Source organism: Micromonospora sp. NPDC002389 (assembly GCF_040296095.1).
Lineage (GTDB): Bacteria > Actinomycetota > Actinomycetes > Mycobacteriales > Micromonosporaceae > Micromonospora.
The window spans coordinates 200,550-216,052 of the sequence record NZ_JBEOWP010000008.1 but is presented as its reverse complement, the minus strand read 5'-3'; the positions used below and the strand labels follow the sequence as shown (position 1 = coordinate 216,052).

General features: G+C 67.4%; 6 protein-coding genes and 1 pseudogene. 1 reads left to right on the top strand and 6 read right to left on the bottom strand.

Annotation, left to right across the window (positions count from 1 at the left end):
• Position 1 precedes the first annotated feature (1 nt).
• The 3 genes and pseudogenes from ABT008_RS17625 to ABT008_RS30480 all read right to left on the bottom strand — a co-directional run.
• A complete protein-coding gene (locus ABT008_RS17625; protein ID WP_350697280.1) occupies positions 2–973 on the bottom strand; it encodes a DUF5715 family protein in 972 nt (323 codons plus the stop codon).
• Positions 974–1,076: 103 nt separating this feature from the next.
• Positions 1,077–1,703, bottom strand: a complete 627-nt coding sequence (locus ABT008_RS17620; RefSeq protein WP_502890443.1) for a DUF8189 domain-containing protein — start codon at positions 1,701–1,703, stop codon at positions 1,077–1,079.
• A pseudogene (locus ABT008_RS30480) lies at positions 1,600–2,136 on the bottom strand (DUF8189 domain-containing protein); the annotation flags it as partial. The gene ABT008_RS17620 and the pseudogene ABT008_RS30480, both read right to left, overlap by 104 nt.
• Before the next feature lie 149 nt (positions 2,137–2,285).
• On the opposite strand from ABT008_RS30480, the gene ABT008_RS17615 reads away from it, so the two are divergent.
• Entirely contained in the window at positions 2,286–3,455 is a 1,170-nt protein-coding gene (locus ABT008_RS17615; RefSeq protein ID WP_350697278.1) for an ISAs1 family transposase, read from the top strand.
• A 157-nt stretch (positions 3,456–3,612) separates the two neighbouring features.
• Here the strand turns inward: ABT008_RS17615 and ABT008_RS17610 are convergent, their stop codons facing one another.
• The 3 genes from ABT008_RS17610 to ABT008_RS17600 all read right to left on the bottom strand — a co-directional run bounded on the left by ABT008_RS17610 (position 3,613) and on the right by ABT008_RS17600 (position 14,959).
• The gene (locus ABT008_RS17610) at positions 3,613–4,299 is read right to left on the bottom strand and encodes a hypothetical protein (protein ID WP_350697277.1); all 687 of its coding nucleotides are present in this window, start codon (positions 4,297–4,299) and stop codon (positions 3,613–3,615) included.
• A gap of 380 nt (positions 4,300–4,679) precedes the next feature.
• Positions 4,680–5,051 carry a hypothetical protein gene (locus ABT008_RS17605; RefSeq protein ID WP_350697276.1) on the bottom strand — a complete coding sequence of 124 codons (372 nt, stop codon included), beginning with the start codon at positions 5,049–5,051 and terminating at the stop codon, positions 4,680–4,682.
• 2 nt (positions 5,052–5,053) lie between these two features.
• Complete coding sequence (locus ABT008_RS17600) at positions 5,054–14,959, bottom strand: LamG-like jellyroll fold domain-containing protein (RefSeq protein WP_350697275.1); 9,906 nt, start codon at positions 14,957–14,959, stop codon at positions 5,054–5,056.
• Between the last annotated feature and the right edge of the window lie 544 nt (positions 14,960–15,503).

Genomic DNA, 15,503 nt, shown 5'->3' with positions numbered 1-15,503 from the left:
GTCAGATCCCCATCTCCGCCTCGTACGCGCGACGCAGCCGCCGCGTCGCCGAGGGCGCCAGGCAGATGTGCCAGGCCTGCCCCTCGTCGATCACGTTGAGTTCGCCGGCACGCTGCCGGTCCAGCAGGATCCCGGCCAGCGTGTCCCGCGCGCCGAAGCGCTCGTACCAGGCCATCTCCACGTCCACCGCCCAACCCAGGCAGTGCCCGCTCGGCACCATCGCGGCGTACCCCAGACGGCGCAGCCGGTACTGGTGCTCGGCGCTGCGGACCAGGCTGGTCACCCAGAGCGGCGGAGTGCCGACCGTGGTGGCCGCGGTGAACTCCCGGCCGATGTCGTTGAGCAGCGCCACGACCTCCCGCCGGGCCCGGCGGAACAGCAACCCGGCGGTACGCGGGGTGGCGTCCGGCAGCACCCGGCGACGCACCGCGCGTACGCCCCGGCCGAGCACCGTGCGGGGCTGTTCGGTGTAGCGGAACCGCAGCAGGCCCCGGCGACGCAGCCACTCCAGGTCGACGAGTTGGGCGCTGTGGTGCACCTCGGCGTCGGTGACGAAGGTGGACGCGTCACGCCACCACATCACGTCGATGCGCGACAGCAGATAGATCCGGACGAGCGCGGCCAGGTCGCCCGCAGAGCTGCGGGCGTTCGGCTGGTAGCGGGCCATCTCCAGCAGCAGGGTCTCCCGCGCGCCGATCAACCCCTGCGGGGTGTCGTCGAGCACCGCGGCGATGGCCGGCTCCCGCAGCCGCTGGTCGATCAGCACCTGGCGGGCCTTGGTGCTGCTCGCCGACGCGAGCGCGCCCACCTCGACCAGCAGCTCGCCCACGGCCTCCCGGTAGGCGTCCAGGTCCGGCCCAACCGGGGAGGAGTTCGCGGGCCCCCGCATCGGGGTGCGACGCCCGGCCGGTGCCGCGTACGGGACAGGAGGGCGCAGGTGTTGCCGTCTGGGGCTACGGTTGGGCACACGCATGGCCGGTCCTCCCTCAGTCGCGACATCACGGTGTATGTCACCCTCTGCGGCACCGTAACCACGCAGACGGGAAGGACCCCGAACAATCCTTCTGTATTCCTCCCTAAGGGGTCAGAACAGACCTCAACGCACGGTCATCCTGGTGAAAACGGTCCCGGCCAGCCTTGCGGGCCGGCCAGGACCGATCAGCTCTTGACTCTGCCGGTGGCAGCAGATTGTGGTGCTCGAACGACATCTCGGCGACCTCGGCGCCACGTAACCCCGTTCCGTGATCGAGACGGCGCTCGGCCAGACCGATCGCGCCGTTGCGGTTCCGGTAGGCGATGACGAAGGACTGCGTGCTTCCAGTGGAGATCGTGGCCACAGTGGGATCGGTGGCGACGTTCAACGGCGTCCACGGGTCCGGGTTGAGTGACCGCCACTGTCCCCACGTCCCCGCACCGGTTGCCGTCTCGAAGATCTGGTACAGCTCGTCATCGGCACCACGCGCCACGACGGCTACTCGGCTGAGGTCGGGATCCATTACGGCGGCAGGTGAGCCAGCGGCCGTGAAGTCCCCGATCCGCTCCCACTGCGTCGGCCAGGAGCCAGTTCCGCTCTCCACCGTTGGTGAGGACCGCGCCGTCCGAGCCCCGCACGACGGCCCTGGACCGGAATCCGGGGTGGTCGACGGCCGTCGGGGTGCCGGTGACCTGCCCACCAAGGTCGGTCCAGGTCGACAGTGCGCCATCGGGATAGTAGAGCGCCGTCCTCACCGTGCCAGTGGTGGACCGCGCAACCAGCCGTACCTCGTTGTCGCTCTCCTCGACCACGGTGACCTGACCGGTCAGACCAGCGACCCCGAGGCTCGTCCAGGACCAGGCGGTCCCGGCCTGGCGGTAGTGCCATAGGCGACCGTCCGCGTCGACGGCGAAGAGGACCTCGACGGGGCTACCACCGTTGTCGAGGCGGACTCCTGTGGGCGGCCCAGCCATGGAACCACCGAGACTCGACGGCGCCTCGAAGACACCACCGGCAGCGGACGTCTCGGCGGCAGACCAGATGTTGGTGTCGATGTTCTGCGCAGCCACCTGTACCTTGCTGTCGGGACGCTGGTGAAGCGACGGCGGACCGGTGTCAGGGCCCCGGCAAAGTCGTGGACGTGTCCGAGATGAGGCATTCAGCGGAGAAGTGCCGGATTTGCGGGCAGCAAGGCGGGCATGGCCGGTTCAGATGATCATCAGGGTGTCGAAGCCTTGATCGTCCGAAGTGAGCCATGCCCGCGCTGCCATCATCGCTGATCTCGTCCTTGTCCTGCGCACCGGCTGTCACGGTGCCCGAAACCGCTGCTGGGCTGGCCGCAGCGCTGGCCGGCCTGCCGGATCCGCGCGCCCGTCGGGGCGTGCGGCACCGGTTGGCGGTCGTGGTGACTGCGGCGGTGTGCGCCGTTGTGGCCGGCTATCGCTCGTACACCTCGATCGCCGAGTGGGTCGCCGACCTCCCGGCCGCGACCGCGCTGACGTTGGGCATCGCACCGGACCGGCGTCCGTCGGAGGCAATGATCCGCAGACTCCTTCAGGCCCTGGACCCGGAGCAGCTCACCAGGGCGATCGGTGTCTGGCTCGCCGCACGGTCGACGACTACGCCGTCAACGGCGCGGCAGGCGATCGCCGTGGACGGCAAGACCCTGCGCGGCTCCCGCACCACCGATACCGCAGCCCGGCACGTTCTCGCTGCCTGCGACCAGACCACCGGCGTGGTCCTGGCCAGCACCGATGTCGACGACAAGACCAACGAGATCACCCGGTTCGCGCCGCTGCTCGACCAGATCGACGACATGCGCGACACCGTGATCACCGCCGACGCGTTGCACTGCCAACGCGATCACGTCGACTACCTAGCCGAGCGCGGCGCGCACTGGATCCTGACCGTCAAGGCCAACCACCCCCGCCTGCACGCCCAACTCGCCGGCCTGCCCTGGCAAGCGGTCCCGGACACCGCACGCGACACCGACCGCGGACACGGCCGCCGCGAGATCCGCACCCTCAAGATCCTCACCGTCTCCACCGGCATCGACTTCCCGCACGCCGTCCAGGCTCTACAGGTCCGCCGCCGCAGACACCGCCTCGATCAGCCGAAACGCTTCACCACCGAAACCGTCTACGCCATCACCGATCTCCGCGTCCACCAGGCGAAACCCGCCCAACTGGCCGGCTGGATCCGCAACCACTGGTCGATCGAGAACAAGGTCCACTGGGTCCGCGACGTCACCTACGACGAAGACCGCAGCCAGATCCGCACCGGCACCGGACCCCAGGTCATGGCCGCCCTACGCAACGCCGCCACCGGCGCACTCCGCACCGCCGGCGTCACCAACATCGCCGCCGCCAACCGACATCACGCCCGCGACAGCACCCGCCCACTGGCACTACGGGTGTCCAGCAGCCGGCTGGCCGCCAGAATGCGCAGACCGGCACCGGTGGTCGGCGTGGCGGTGAAGTAGCCCTGCACCGAGATGACCACGTGGACTGTCCCACTACCACCATTAGTGATCACCACCCGGCCGTCGGCGGGCAGCTTCACGCTCATTCCCATCGACGTCGTACCTACCTGGTAATCCAGGGCGTTCGCAGCGCTGGCCTGGTTCGCCGGTGCAATGGTCACGAAGCTCGTCGTGGTCGCACCCGTACCCCCACGTCGATCATCGCCGCCGAAGCCCCGGCGGAAATGACACCACCGGTCAACGTGACCGTACGGGTACCACCACTGGCACCGATCGGGCCGGTCGTGGTGCCGAGGCCGCTACGGGTATCGACGACCTGGACAGGTCCGATCGGCACAAAGCCCCCGCCCGCAGTGGTCGTGACACTGGTGAAGTAGCCCTGCACGTCGAGCTTGACGTGCGTACTGCCGCTGTGGTTGTAGAGGCTGAGCTTGCCCTCGCTGCCGGGGGAGACGACGACCGAGTTGGTCAACACCTCATCCTTGGACGCGTTGAGCGAGGCCACGATCGGCCGGGTCGCACCGTTCGGGAAGACCGTCAGGTAGGTGTTCCCCGTGGGGCTGACAGCCGTGATGTCGACGAGGAGAGCGCGCACCCCGCTCGTCGGCACCCCGCCCACACCGAGCGCAGTGAAAGTGGTCGTGGACGTCGCGCCCCGCGCGCCGGTCACTCCACCTACACCGCTGCGGGTGTCCAACAGAACGGTATTGACCGGAACGAAATCCCCGCCCCTTCCGGCTGCGTCGGCTCCCGCCGACCTCGCCGGAATGACGACGATCGACCCCAATACCAACGACACGGCAACCGACAGAGCCGCCAACCGCCGCCGCCGCACTTTCCTCATAATCCACCTTCGAAAGAAAATTGGAACTCAACACAGCCTCAATCATTCCACGCCAAGCCACAGGCAAAATATCGACATCCGCCGATTAATTTAATCGCTTGGGATCACATTTTCAGTGATCACAACTAGGCCAGCCCCTTATTGCGACAGGTGTAGCACCCTCGACACGCGGAGAGACGGACATCCATTCCCCATGCTGTCGATGCGCCTGACAGCGAAGAGGCAGACACACACATCCCTAAAGTCAATACACGATTGCCCAACATCACATCTAAGGATTAGATTGCCGCCCAGAGAGCACTACAGGGGAAGGCCGACAGGCACCGTTACCCAACACCCCAGACGATGCCCTGGGCGCCAACAATGCCCCACTCTCACAATCACTCCCAACTAGTGATTCCGATTTCTGAAGCCTGTTCTCGAATTGCAGTCAACGAAGCCCTTGCTCCGTTCAGCGCCTTGTCAAACGCCTCACCCAGTTCACGCCCTGCAGTTCTATCAATTTCGAGCTCACGTTCGACCAGCGCAGCGTAACGTTTCCAGGTGGACTCGAAAAGCCCATAGGAGCACGCATAGTCACCGCTGCACCGGACCCAATCAGACCGACCGATCGCGTCCTTTGTGCGTCCAAGCAAATGATTCACCTCTGCATGCACCGCAATCATCTCGCCCACCATTGCCGCAAGACGGCCGCGCGCACCGCGGTGCAACAGCACCTCAACGAACAGACCGTAAGGCCCAGGAGATTCCATGGTCACCTTCTCGGGTAGAGCTCTGGCGGAATCATACTCTTCAGGAGATCGGTCCCAGCCTTGCCTGGCTCGAATTCAGTTCGGCCGCCAGCCCGAAGAACGTCGGCACAATAAGTGATGCAGCTATTCGAAAACGAGTTATAGTCGCGGAGGTGCCAGTTACCTGCCGTGTTCACTTGCGCATCGATGAAGTCGAATGCTCCCTGCGGATTTGAGAGCTCAAACTCGCGAGTGAATGAATTTGGTCCCGGGTTACCGCCAACCCGTGGAGTGTTGAGGTTCGACGAACCTCCAAACGGATCCGGGGCGTCCATTGGCACAGCGTGCGTTGTGATGCTTTTGCCACCTGAATTTACCTCAAGATAAGCGTGTCCCTTGTCTGGATCCCAGTGGAACCGCGCTGTTCCGCAGTTGTGTACGAGTACCGGCGTGTCACCGGCCACCACATAGTACGTGTGGATTTCGTCGACGGTGAGGTTGTGGACCTGTTGTTGCTCGGCCCACTTCCGGACGGCCACCACGGAGGCAGGACGGTGGTCGGCGGTCTCGAAGACGTAGCCGGGCCGGAGATCCTTCGCGTCGACCCAGCGGCCCTCGCTCGCCACCCAGAACGGGTGTTCGTCGGTGGCCGTGAGCTTGCCGGTCTGGTCGCCCTTGTCACCGTCGGTGTCCACGGTGATCTCGACCAGGTTCTTGCTGCCCGATCCGACGATCAGGGCGGTGACCGGTCGGATCGCGGTCCGGCCGGTCGTCGGGTCGGTGGCGACCACCTCGTCGCCGACCCTGACCTCGTCGATTCGCTTGCGGCTGCCGTCGGCCATCAGCACCCGGGTCTCCGGGGTGAAGCTGTTCCGGCTCAGGCAGCTCTTGCCGACGAGACCGCGACCGATGCTGCGAGCCTCCGCCATGCCCGCGCTGACGGCCTTGCCACCCGCAGCCCTAAGTCCGCCGCCGAGGGCGCGTACGCCTGCGCCGAGCGCTTGGCCCGCGACGGAACCCAGCGCACCACCGACCGCACCGGTCAAGGCGCCCAGGGCAGCGGTCCCGACCAGGTCGAGGCCGCGCTTGCCGTTCATGTAACCGGTGACCGCCGAGCCGACTGCCCCGGCCAGGGCCCCGCAGGCCACCGCGCCGACACCGGTCCAGCCGATCGCCGCGCCGCAGCCCAGGCCGACGACCGCGCCGACGGCGAAGCCGGCGATCTCGGCGGCGTGGTCCTCGACGAACTGAGTCGCCCTGTCCCACATCTCGCTGGCGCCCTCGACCAGGGGTGCGAGTTTCTCCGCCGCGGCGAGCATGAGGTTCTGCCGGAACTTCTCCGGGTCCTTGATCGCCTGTGCGGTGACCGCGACGACGCTCGCCGCCACCTTGACGCCGGCCGAGACCAGCTTCGCTGCCGCGATCAGCGGCTTGGTCAACGCCTTGACCACCGGTAGCTTGGTGAACTTGATGGCCTGCCTGACCGCGGCCTTGGCGGTGTTCATGACCGCGACCTTGGCCTGGTGTATTCGTTGGGCTACGGCCTGGGCTTGTTGTCGTGCCCAGTCCTTGAAGTTGCCGTTGCGGATGGCGCTGACGCCCTCGCTGACCTTGCGCACCACGGTTTGTACACCGCTGGCGACCTTGTTGGCGACCCAGCTGATGCCGTTGCCGATCGCTTTCAGCGCGGACCGACCGAAGTTCCAGACTGCGGTGGCGGCGCTGCGCACGCCCTGGTACGCGCTGTAGGCGAAGTTGCTCACGGCACTACTGACGGTCGAGACCGTGTTGGTCACGGCACGGCCGACTCGCTTCATCCACCGTGGCCAGTGGCCGTCTGGGTCGTCGAAGTCGAGCGGCGCGCCGGCGGCGTAGGTGTACCGGTTGGCCAGGATCGACTCGCCGCCGCTGTAGTTGACGCTGTCCCGTGAGGTGAAGGTGCCGGTGCCGGGGTTGTACCAGCGGGCACCCATGTCGACCTGACCGGTGTCCGGATCCGTCCAGTCCCCCTGGAAACCCAGGTTGCCGGTGTTTCCGGCACTGTCGATCTTCTTGCCGAACGGGTCGTACGCGGTCGAGTCGTTCAGTGACGTGAGGGTGGTGTTGGCCGGATCGAAGGCGGCGACCACATCGCCGTGCGCGTCGGTCAGCGAGAGCCGCTCGGTGCTGCCCCGACTCGTAGCGATCAGCTCGCCGGCCGGTCCACGGGCGAAGTACTCCACCCCGTCGGCGACCACATTGTCGTCGAGTCCGGCGTAGGTGAAGGCCATCCCGTTGCGGGACACCACCCGGTCCAGGCCGTCGTAGGCGTAGTTCTGGTCCTCCGCGACGGTGAGCCGGTCGAAGGCGTCGAAGGAGTACGGCTCGGTCAGGCCGGAACTGGTGCGGCTGCGCAGTGTGCCACGGGCGGTGTAGGCATAGGTGTAGTCGCCGTCGGACAGCAGCCGGTTGCGCTCGTCGAAGGTGGCGGTCTTGGTGCCGGCGCGGATCCGGTTGCCGCTGTCATCCCATTCGTAGTCGACCCGGCCCGCCGGGCCGCTCCAGGAACTGAGGCGGCCGGCCCTGTCGTATGTGTACGTGTTGTTGCCGGCACCCGCCGTCCCGGTGTTGTTCTTGCTGGTCAGATGCCCGTTGAGGTCGAATCCGTACGTGATCTGGGCGACCACCGACCCGGTTCCGTTGCGCAGGGTGTCAGTCGTGAGGCGACCGAAGTCGTCGTATCCGAAGCTGCGGACCCGTCCGGCACCGTAGTCGACGGTCTTCACCGCGCCGGTGGCGTCGTAGCCGATTTGCTGGCGCTGTCCGGTGACCGAGTCGGTGAGCGAGTCGAGCCGGCCCTTCACGTAGCCGAAGGTGGCGGTGCCGGTGACGTCGGTCCGGGTGGTCATCTGACCGTCGAGGTCGTAGCCGAAACTGGCGGCACCGGAGGGACCGGCGCTTGCGAGCAGGGCCCCCCGGTCGTTCCAGGTGTAGGTGTTGGTGCCGTTCGGCGCGTTCACACTGACGAGGCGGCCCGCTCGGTCGTACCTCAGGCTGCGGGCCGCAGTGGAGGTCTCGCCGCCGGAGCCGGTCTCCTCCGTGAGCCGTCCCGCCGCGTCGTAGGTCCGTTGGCGGCTGACGCCGCCCGGTGCGCTGAGCCGCACCGCGCGGCCCTCGGCGTCGTAGCCGACGGTCCAGGTGCGATCGGCCGCCGCCGGGTGGGCGGTGGTCGCCGGCTCGATCGCCGACTCCGGCAGGCCGAGGCTGTTGTACGTGTAGACGGTGGAGTTGCCACGGCCGTCCGTGTACCGGGTCCGGTTGCCGGCGACGTCGTAGCCGAAGCTGGTGGTGATCGACTTTCCGGCGGACACGGGCTCGATCTGCCGCACCAGTCGACTCGCCGCGTCGTACTCGTACCGAGTGACCGTGTCGTACGGGTCCTTCGACGAGGTCAGGTTGCCGGCCGCGTCGTACTCGTACGTCTGGCTGCGCAGAATCGTGCCGTCGGAAGTGAGGTTGGCGTCGCTGACGCGGTTGCCGAACAGGTCGTACCCGATGCGGGTGGTCCGGCCCAGCGCATCGGAGGCACGGACCTGCCGCCCGGCGTGGTCGTAGCCGAAGAGGGTCGCCTCGCCGGTCGGCGCGGTGCTGCGGATGACGTCTCCGACCGTGTCGTAGGCGTTGACCGTCGTGGCGCCCGACGGTGACACGATCGAGGTCAGATTGCCGTTGTCGTCGTAGACCATCCGGGTGACGAGGTTCTGGGTGACCGGATGGCGCTCCACCCGGGTCAGGGTGATTTGGCGGTCCAGGTCGTCGTAGGTGGACTCGACGACGGCGCCGGTCGGGTCGGTGACCGACAGCACCTCTCCGGTGCGGGTGTAGGCGTACCGGGTGACCGCCCGGTCGGCGTTGGTCGACGCCGGTTCGTCCCGCGTGACCAGGCGGTTGAGCTGGTCGTAGCCGAGACGGGTGGTGCCGCTCGGATCGATCCGCTCGACGACGTTGCCCAACCCGTCGTAGGTGCTACGGGTCTCCGGCGTGATCAGTTCGGTGACGCCCGGCGGCAGGTACGACGGGGCGACGACCCGCTTCGACCGACCGAGCTTGTCGTACTCCGTTCGGGAGATCTGCCCCCGGGGATCCCGGACGGCGATCTGCTCGCCGAAGGTGTTGTAGCTGATTCCGACCTCGGGGCGGGCTGTGGCCGGGGCGGCGCCGTTGCTCTCCACCGCGACGGCCGGGCCGGTCGAGCCGACCGGGCGGCCGAGTTCGTCGTAGCGGAAGGTACTGGTGAAGGCCGCAGGGTCGGCACCGCTGACGTTGCCGCGCGGGTCGGTGACGGAGAGCCGCAGGCCACGGCGGTCGTACGTGTAACTGGTGCTCCGGGTCTCGGTGCCGGCGACGACCCGCTCGGTGAGCAGGTTGCCGTCGTTGTCGTAGGTGTAGTCGACGGTCTCGTTGACCACGGGCACGAGCCACGGCACGTTGGACGCCTTCCCACTGTGGGTGGTCCGGCGGACGTTGCCGTTGGCGTCGTAGGTCATGGTGGTGGTTCGGGCCAGGCCGGCCGGGTCCAGCACACTGGTGAGCACCTTGCCGGCCCGGTCATAGGTGAACTGGCTGGTCCGGGTGCCGTTGGCCTCGACCTTCCGAGTGAGGTTGCCGGCCGCGTCGTAGGTGTTCTCCTCGACGACGTAGTCGCGCTTGGTGCCGTCCGGGTTCCGGAAACCCTTCATGGTGATCTTGTGTAGAAGATCGTCGCGGTAGTAGGTGTACTCCAGCCGGCGACCCATCGCGTCGGTGTCGCTGGCCAACCGACCCGCGAAGTCGTACGAGTAGGCGTGCAGCACCAGGTAGTCGCCGGTGCCGGGCGCACCGGCGGGGTCGCTGCGCCAGTCCCGCAGCCGTACCTCGGCGATCTTGTTCTGCGCCGTGTACGCCCAGTCGTAGCGGTTGCCATTGGCATCGACCATGGACGTTCGGTTACCGAAACGGTCGTAGCCGTAGCCGGTTTCGTTGCCCTCGGCGTCGATCACCTTGACCGGTCGGTTGTACTCGTCGTACTCGGTGGTGGTGACCCGCTCGGGATCGCCGCCCAGCAGATCGGTGACGATGACGGCGGTGACGTTGCCGTCGGCGTCGTAGTCGTTGGTGGTCCGGCCCTGATGCCGGACGCCGGAGATCGCCTCGGTGGTGACCGGGCCGGTCGCCGTCTTCAACCGGGAGTGCTGGTCGTAGGTGAAGGCGGTGGTGACGCCTGCGGGATACGTGTCCGACACGACCTTCTCGGTGAGCCGACGACCGAGAGCGTCATAGGTGTACTCGGTCACCAGGCCACCCGGCTCGGTGACGCGCGCCAGGTCACCGTTGCTGTAGTAGCTGTAGGCGGTGACCTTCTGTTCACCGTCGGTGCTGCTCCGCAGCAGACCGGCGGGTTGGATCCCACCGCCGACCGCCGCCTCCGCACCGGTGGTGTACACGTGCAGGACGACGCTGCCGTCCGGATTGCTCTGTCGGGTCAACTGCCCGTCCACGCCGAACTCGTGGCTGGTGCGGTACTGGGTGTCGGTAGGGCCGCTCGACCTCCCGTCGCGGGAGTCGACGGCAAGGTCGAACCGAGGGTCGAGCGGGTCGGTGACGCTGGCCGAGTAGGTGTAGTAGTTGGTGAAACATTCGGTGGCGGTACGACACGTCTTGCGGGTCGCCATGCGCCCCTGACTGTCGTAGGTCATCTCCACCGAGTCGCCGTTCTCGTTGGTGACCTTGGTCTGATAGCCGTCCCGGTCGTAGGAGTAGCTGCGGATCGCCATCCCGTCGAGCGGGTGCAGCACGAAGACAGGGCCGCCGGAGTTGCCGGGAATGATGGTGCAGAACGCGGGGTCGTTCGGGTCGGGCTGCGTGCAGGTCTCCGTCGGTGGCGGGCTGGGTGGCGTGGTCGGCTCCCCCGGCCGGTCCTCCGGTCGGGTCTCCAGGCCCAGCGGGGTGCCGGAGCGCACCAGCCGCCCAGCGAGCGCGTCGTACTCGTACAGGTAGGGGCGGTTGGCCGGGTCCAGCACCTGGATGCTGCGCCGCAGGTCGTTGTCGCCGCCGTAGATGGTCGGCGGTCCGATCTTCCAGGTGCCGCCGTTCTCGTCGGTGTACTCCGTGACCCGGTCGGTCGCGGTGTCGTAGACGGCCTCGCTGGCAACGCGGCCGCTGGGTAGCGTGACCTTCGTGAGCTGCTGCGCGGCGGGCTTGGCGTAGCGGAAGTGGGCGGCCACGGTCTCCGGGCCGAGCGGGCGCGAGTAGACGGCGACCTCGTCGATCACGCCGGCGAAGTACCGCTGGGCGGTGCTGCCCCAGCCCGGCCAGGAGACGGGGGCGGTCGCCGAGGCCACGCCGATCTGGTTGAAGGTGAGCAGCGAGTGCTCGATGGTCTGCCCGGTCCGCTCGCCGACCTTGACCCCGTCCAGGTACATGGTCTGGGTGTTGCCCATGGCGTCGAGCACGACGTGGTGCCACCGGTTGTCGTTGACTGCCGTCGCGGTGGTGATGGGCGCGACCGTGCCGCCGGCGAACTGGCCGCGTAGCCGACCGTCGGTACCCGTGTAGAGGATCGGGACACCGCTGGTGGCGGCAGTGCCGACGGCCTTGTCCTGGTAACCGATGAGCGGTCCACCGGTCTGCGTCAGCCCGATCTTGAACCACAGCTCGACGCTGGCGTCCCGGCTCTTCTTCAGCAGACTCTTCGGCAGCTCGACGTACGAGGAGGTGCCGTTGAAGGCCGCCGCCGTGTTGGTGGTGCCCTCGACCACGCCCGGCTGGGCCAGCGTCACGTTCCGGTAGGTGGCGGCGTCCTTGCCGAGGTTGATCGCGACGTCGCTGGCCGCTGCGGTGCCCTCGCTCTCGCCCAGCCGGTAGTACGAGTCAGGCCGGGCGTCGAGCACGGCGGTGCGGTAGTGCGAGCCAGCGGCGTACTCGTAGCTGGTGCAGGCGTTCGTCGGCGAACAGACCTCGGTGAGCAGGTCTCCGAGGTACGTGTACTTCCAGACGAGTGGCGCACCGTTGACAGTGTCGGTGTGGACTTCGCCGATTCGGTTGCCGTTCCAGACGAACTGCAGGGCGCGACCGGCGGTGTTGGTCTGGCTGTTGGACACCTGCGCCCGCGCCAACTTCCCGGTCATCGTGTCGTAGGTCAGCCGCACCGACCGGCCGCGCTTGTCGGTGATCAGCGTGAGTCTGCCGTTGACGAACTCGTAGGTCGTGCCCGAGCGGTCGAGCAGTCGCCAGATGGTGCCGCTCACGGTCAACCGGGCGACCCGGCCCGAGGGCGGCACGTAAGACCCGTCGGGGTTACGACCGAAACGTACCTCCTGCCCATCGGGATAGCGGATCACCACATTGCCGGAGCCGTCGTTGTCCGGCGTCAGCTTCATGTCGTACCGACTGGACCAGCCCGCGCCGAACACGCCGGACGTCCGCGGGTCAAGGCTGTTGTAGGTGCGAAGCAGGTTGAGCTCCGGCCCGACCGTCGCGACGGCGGCGTCGATCGCCGAGGTGGTGAAGTTACCGACCTGGGCGTCGAATTCCCGACCGCGTTCCGCCTGCGGCGCATTGGCGATGCGGGACAGCAGGTCGGGTTGGGGCACCGACGGCAGTAGTTCGGAGTCCTGAGACCGGACTTCGCTTGCGGTGTCCTTGACGTACGCCCGCCACAGATAGGACTTGTTCCAGGACAGCCGTCCGGCGGGGACCGCCCACGAGTGCCGGTTGAGGTAGCCGGAGTCGGTGCAGTTGGTGACGGCACCGGCGTCGGTACGGTCGCAGACCTCGAACTTGAAGGTCAGGGTCGATCCCGGCGGCGCGTCGCTGTCGACGGCCCGCGCCCAGAGCAGCGGGGTCAGGGTCGGCGCCCGGTAGCCGTTGTTCGGGTACGTCTCCTGCAGAGTGGGCGGCACGTCGAAGACCTGGAGCACGATCCGGCCAGGCGGCACCTGGTGGTCGGTGAAGACCACGCCACCGGTGCGGACCATGGTGAAGTCCAGGAAGTACGCTCCGGGCTCCAGCCGCTTCACGGTCGCGTCCAAGGTGACCTTGGCCCCACGGTTGAGCGTGGCTGGCAGGCTGGCGGCCCGTTGCTGGGTCACTGCCGCGCCCGTGCGCGCGTTGTAGACGCGGTAGGCGAGGTAGTAGTTCGCTGGCGTCCAGTTCTCGGCACCGAGGTTCGTGACCGTGACCTTCACCTTGCCGTCCTGGTTGCGTAGGACAGCCGGCTCCGGCGTCGGCTTGGGGATCGCATACCCCGCGTTGTACGGCGAGTGGGTGATGTAGAGCTTGGGCGGGTTGGCGGTTCCGGTGCCGGCGAACCGCTTCCAGGCCGTCGAGTCGGTCGTCGAGGCCCGCAGCGAGAGACCGTTGTTGGCCTGCTGGCCGTTGACCCAGCGCTGAACGAGGTTGCGGCCGGCGACGCCGAGATCGAACATCTCTCCGGCCGCTGGGCAGGCTGACTGAGACTGCCCCAGGCCGATGTGGCCGTGCGCGAAGGATCGGCTGGCCAGTGAGCCACCCACGGACGGACCGGGAAACGAGTGGCCGCTGCCTGCGGTCCACGACTCGGTCACCGGGTGGACGCTGACCGGGCGAGGCCGGCAGGAGGCCGCGTCGTAGTTGACCACCGAGAGGGCGACGCCGTGGATGGTGTGGTCACGGAGTTGGGGGACCAACCCACCGAACTTGATGTACGCGGCCGCGTTCTCCTCGATGCTCGAGCTGTTCCGCTTGACGCGGCCCACCAGCAGTTCCTGGCTGCCCGAGATGGAATTGCTGCCGTGGACGTACATGCTGCTGTCCGCGCCGATGCCGGTCACCGGCGGGCCGACCGTGGGATCGACCTCCACCGGGTACTCCCGCTCCGGATCGGCCAGCCATGCTCGGTCCAGCGTCATCCGCAACGCCGGTCGGCCACCGGTGTCGAGCAGTTCGTAGCGCACGCCGGTGGAGGTGGCCGGACCTCGGGACCCGGCACCGGCGTCGACCATGTAGCCGGGCGGGATGACGGCCCGCTGTACGCCGTCCTGGTCCGTCAGGACGACCTGGCCGTCGACGAGCTTCGCGGTCAGGTCACGCAACCGCAACGGGAACACGTATGACGTCGGCGCGGCGGCGGAGTGCAGCACCAGAGTCTCTTTGACCCCGCCGGGGCGCGGTTCAAGGCGCAGGTCCACCTCCGGCCGGACGCCCGGGTAGGTCACCGCGTCCTCAGCGGCCTCTCCGGCCACCCCGACCGCGTCGTCGAGTGTGAATCCGAACTCGGCACCACCGTCGAATCTCAGCCTGACCAGTTCACTGGCGTCGGACCGGCCAGCTAGCCACACCTGCGTCGCGTCCGCCGAGTTCTGCCAGCCCGAGCCGTCCGATGCGCGCATCAGCGCGCTGTCGATGGGCGCCCAACTGCCGTCCGGCCGCAGGTAGTTGACCGGTGCAGCGGAGAATTCGGTGGTTTGCGTGCCGTCGTCGTTGTCGTATACCCGCGTTCGCTCATTCCGCTCCGCAGGTCGTTCCCGGCTGGTCGCCTCGTCGAATCCTTTGGTGGTGACGGCCGGCACCTTCTCCACCCTGGCCTCGTTGCGTCGTGGCTTGGCCTCCTGCGCCAAGCGGTTCACCGGGTAGTGCCCGCGCTCCGTCTTCGGCAGTTCCCGGTTGACCGGCCTGGGGCCGACGTTTGCACGGCCCACAGCCGAGCCCCATGCCTGGCCAGGTTTCGCCCCGGCCGCGATCCGGCCGTCCGCATCGCGATGCCCGGTCGGTAGCGGCGACAGGGCACTCACTCCGCTGCCGCCGAGGTTGAGTGCCAACACGCCGGCCAGGGCAGCCGCCACGAGCGGACGCACCGCGACCCCGCGTTGCAGGGGCGTCCGCTTCACCGGCTGTGCCGACCGGTCGAAGGTACGCCGAAGACCGAAAGACATCGCAACCTCTGGGGTGGTGGGAGGAGTGGGCCAAGGGCCCGAACTGTGCGAAAGGGAAGCCGCTCGGAAGGCTGTGAAGAGCCAACGGGAGACGGCCGTCGAATACGAGGTGTACGCCTCGGACGTCAGCGAACGCCGGCGGCGCTAGCAGGTCGCGACGAGACCGAGCAGGTCGGACCCGTCCGTTGGCCCCTCATCGCTCGCACCATTTTTCGGCATCAATGATGCACGCCTGCGATTGGAACATTCGCCCACACCCCCGTGTGCTGCTCGCCTTCAATGCGCCGCTGTACGGTCCCAGCGCCACGGGTACCTGTCAAGACCGATCTTCACTCAGCCCGTCATGACCCCCCGCACTGCCAATCGCTACTTTTCGTAGTAGCTGCTTGCCTGATTTAAACCTGTTTAGATATTTTCGATCACATATGCCTCTGCTGCCAGGCATTGACCTCAACGCTCTTGGCAGCCCGCCCGAGGTGGGGCATGATGAGCCGCGTCGAGACGCTATATTGAGCCGACGATCCAATACGCTGACGCCGCGAAA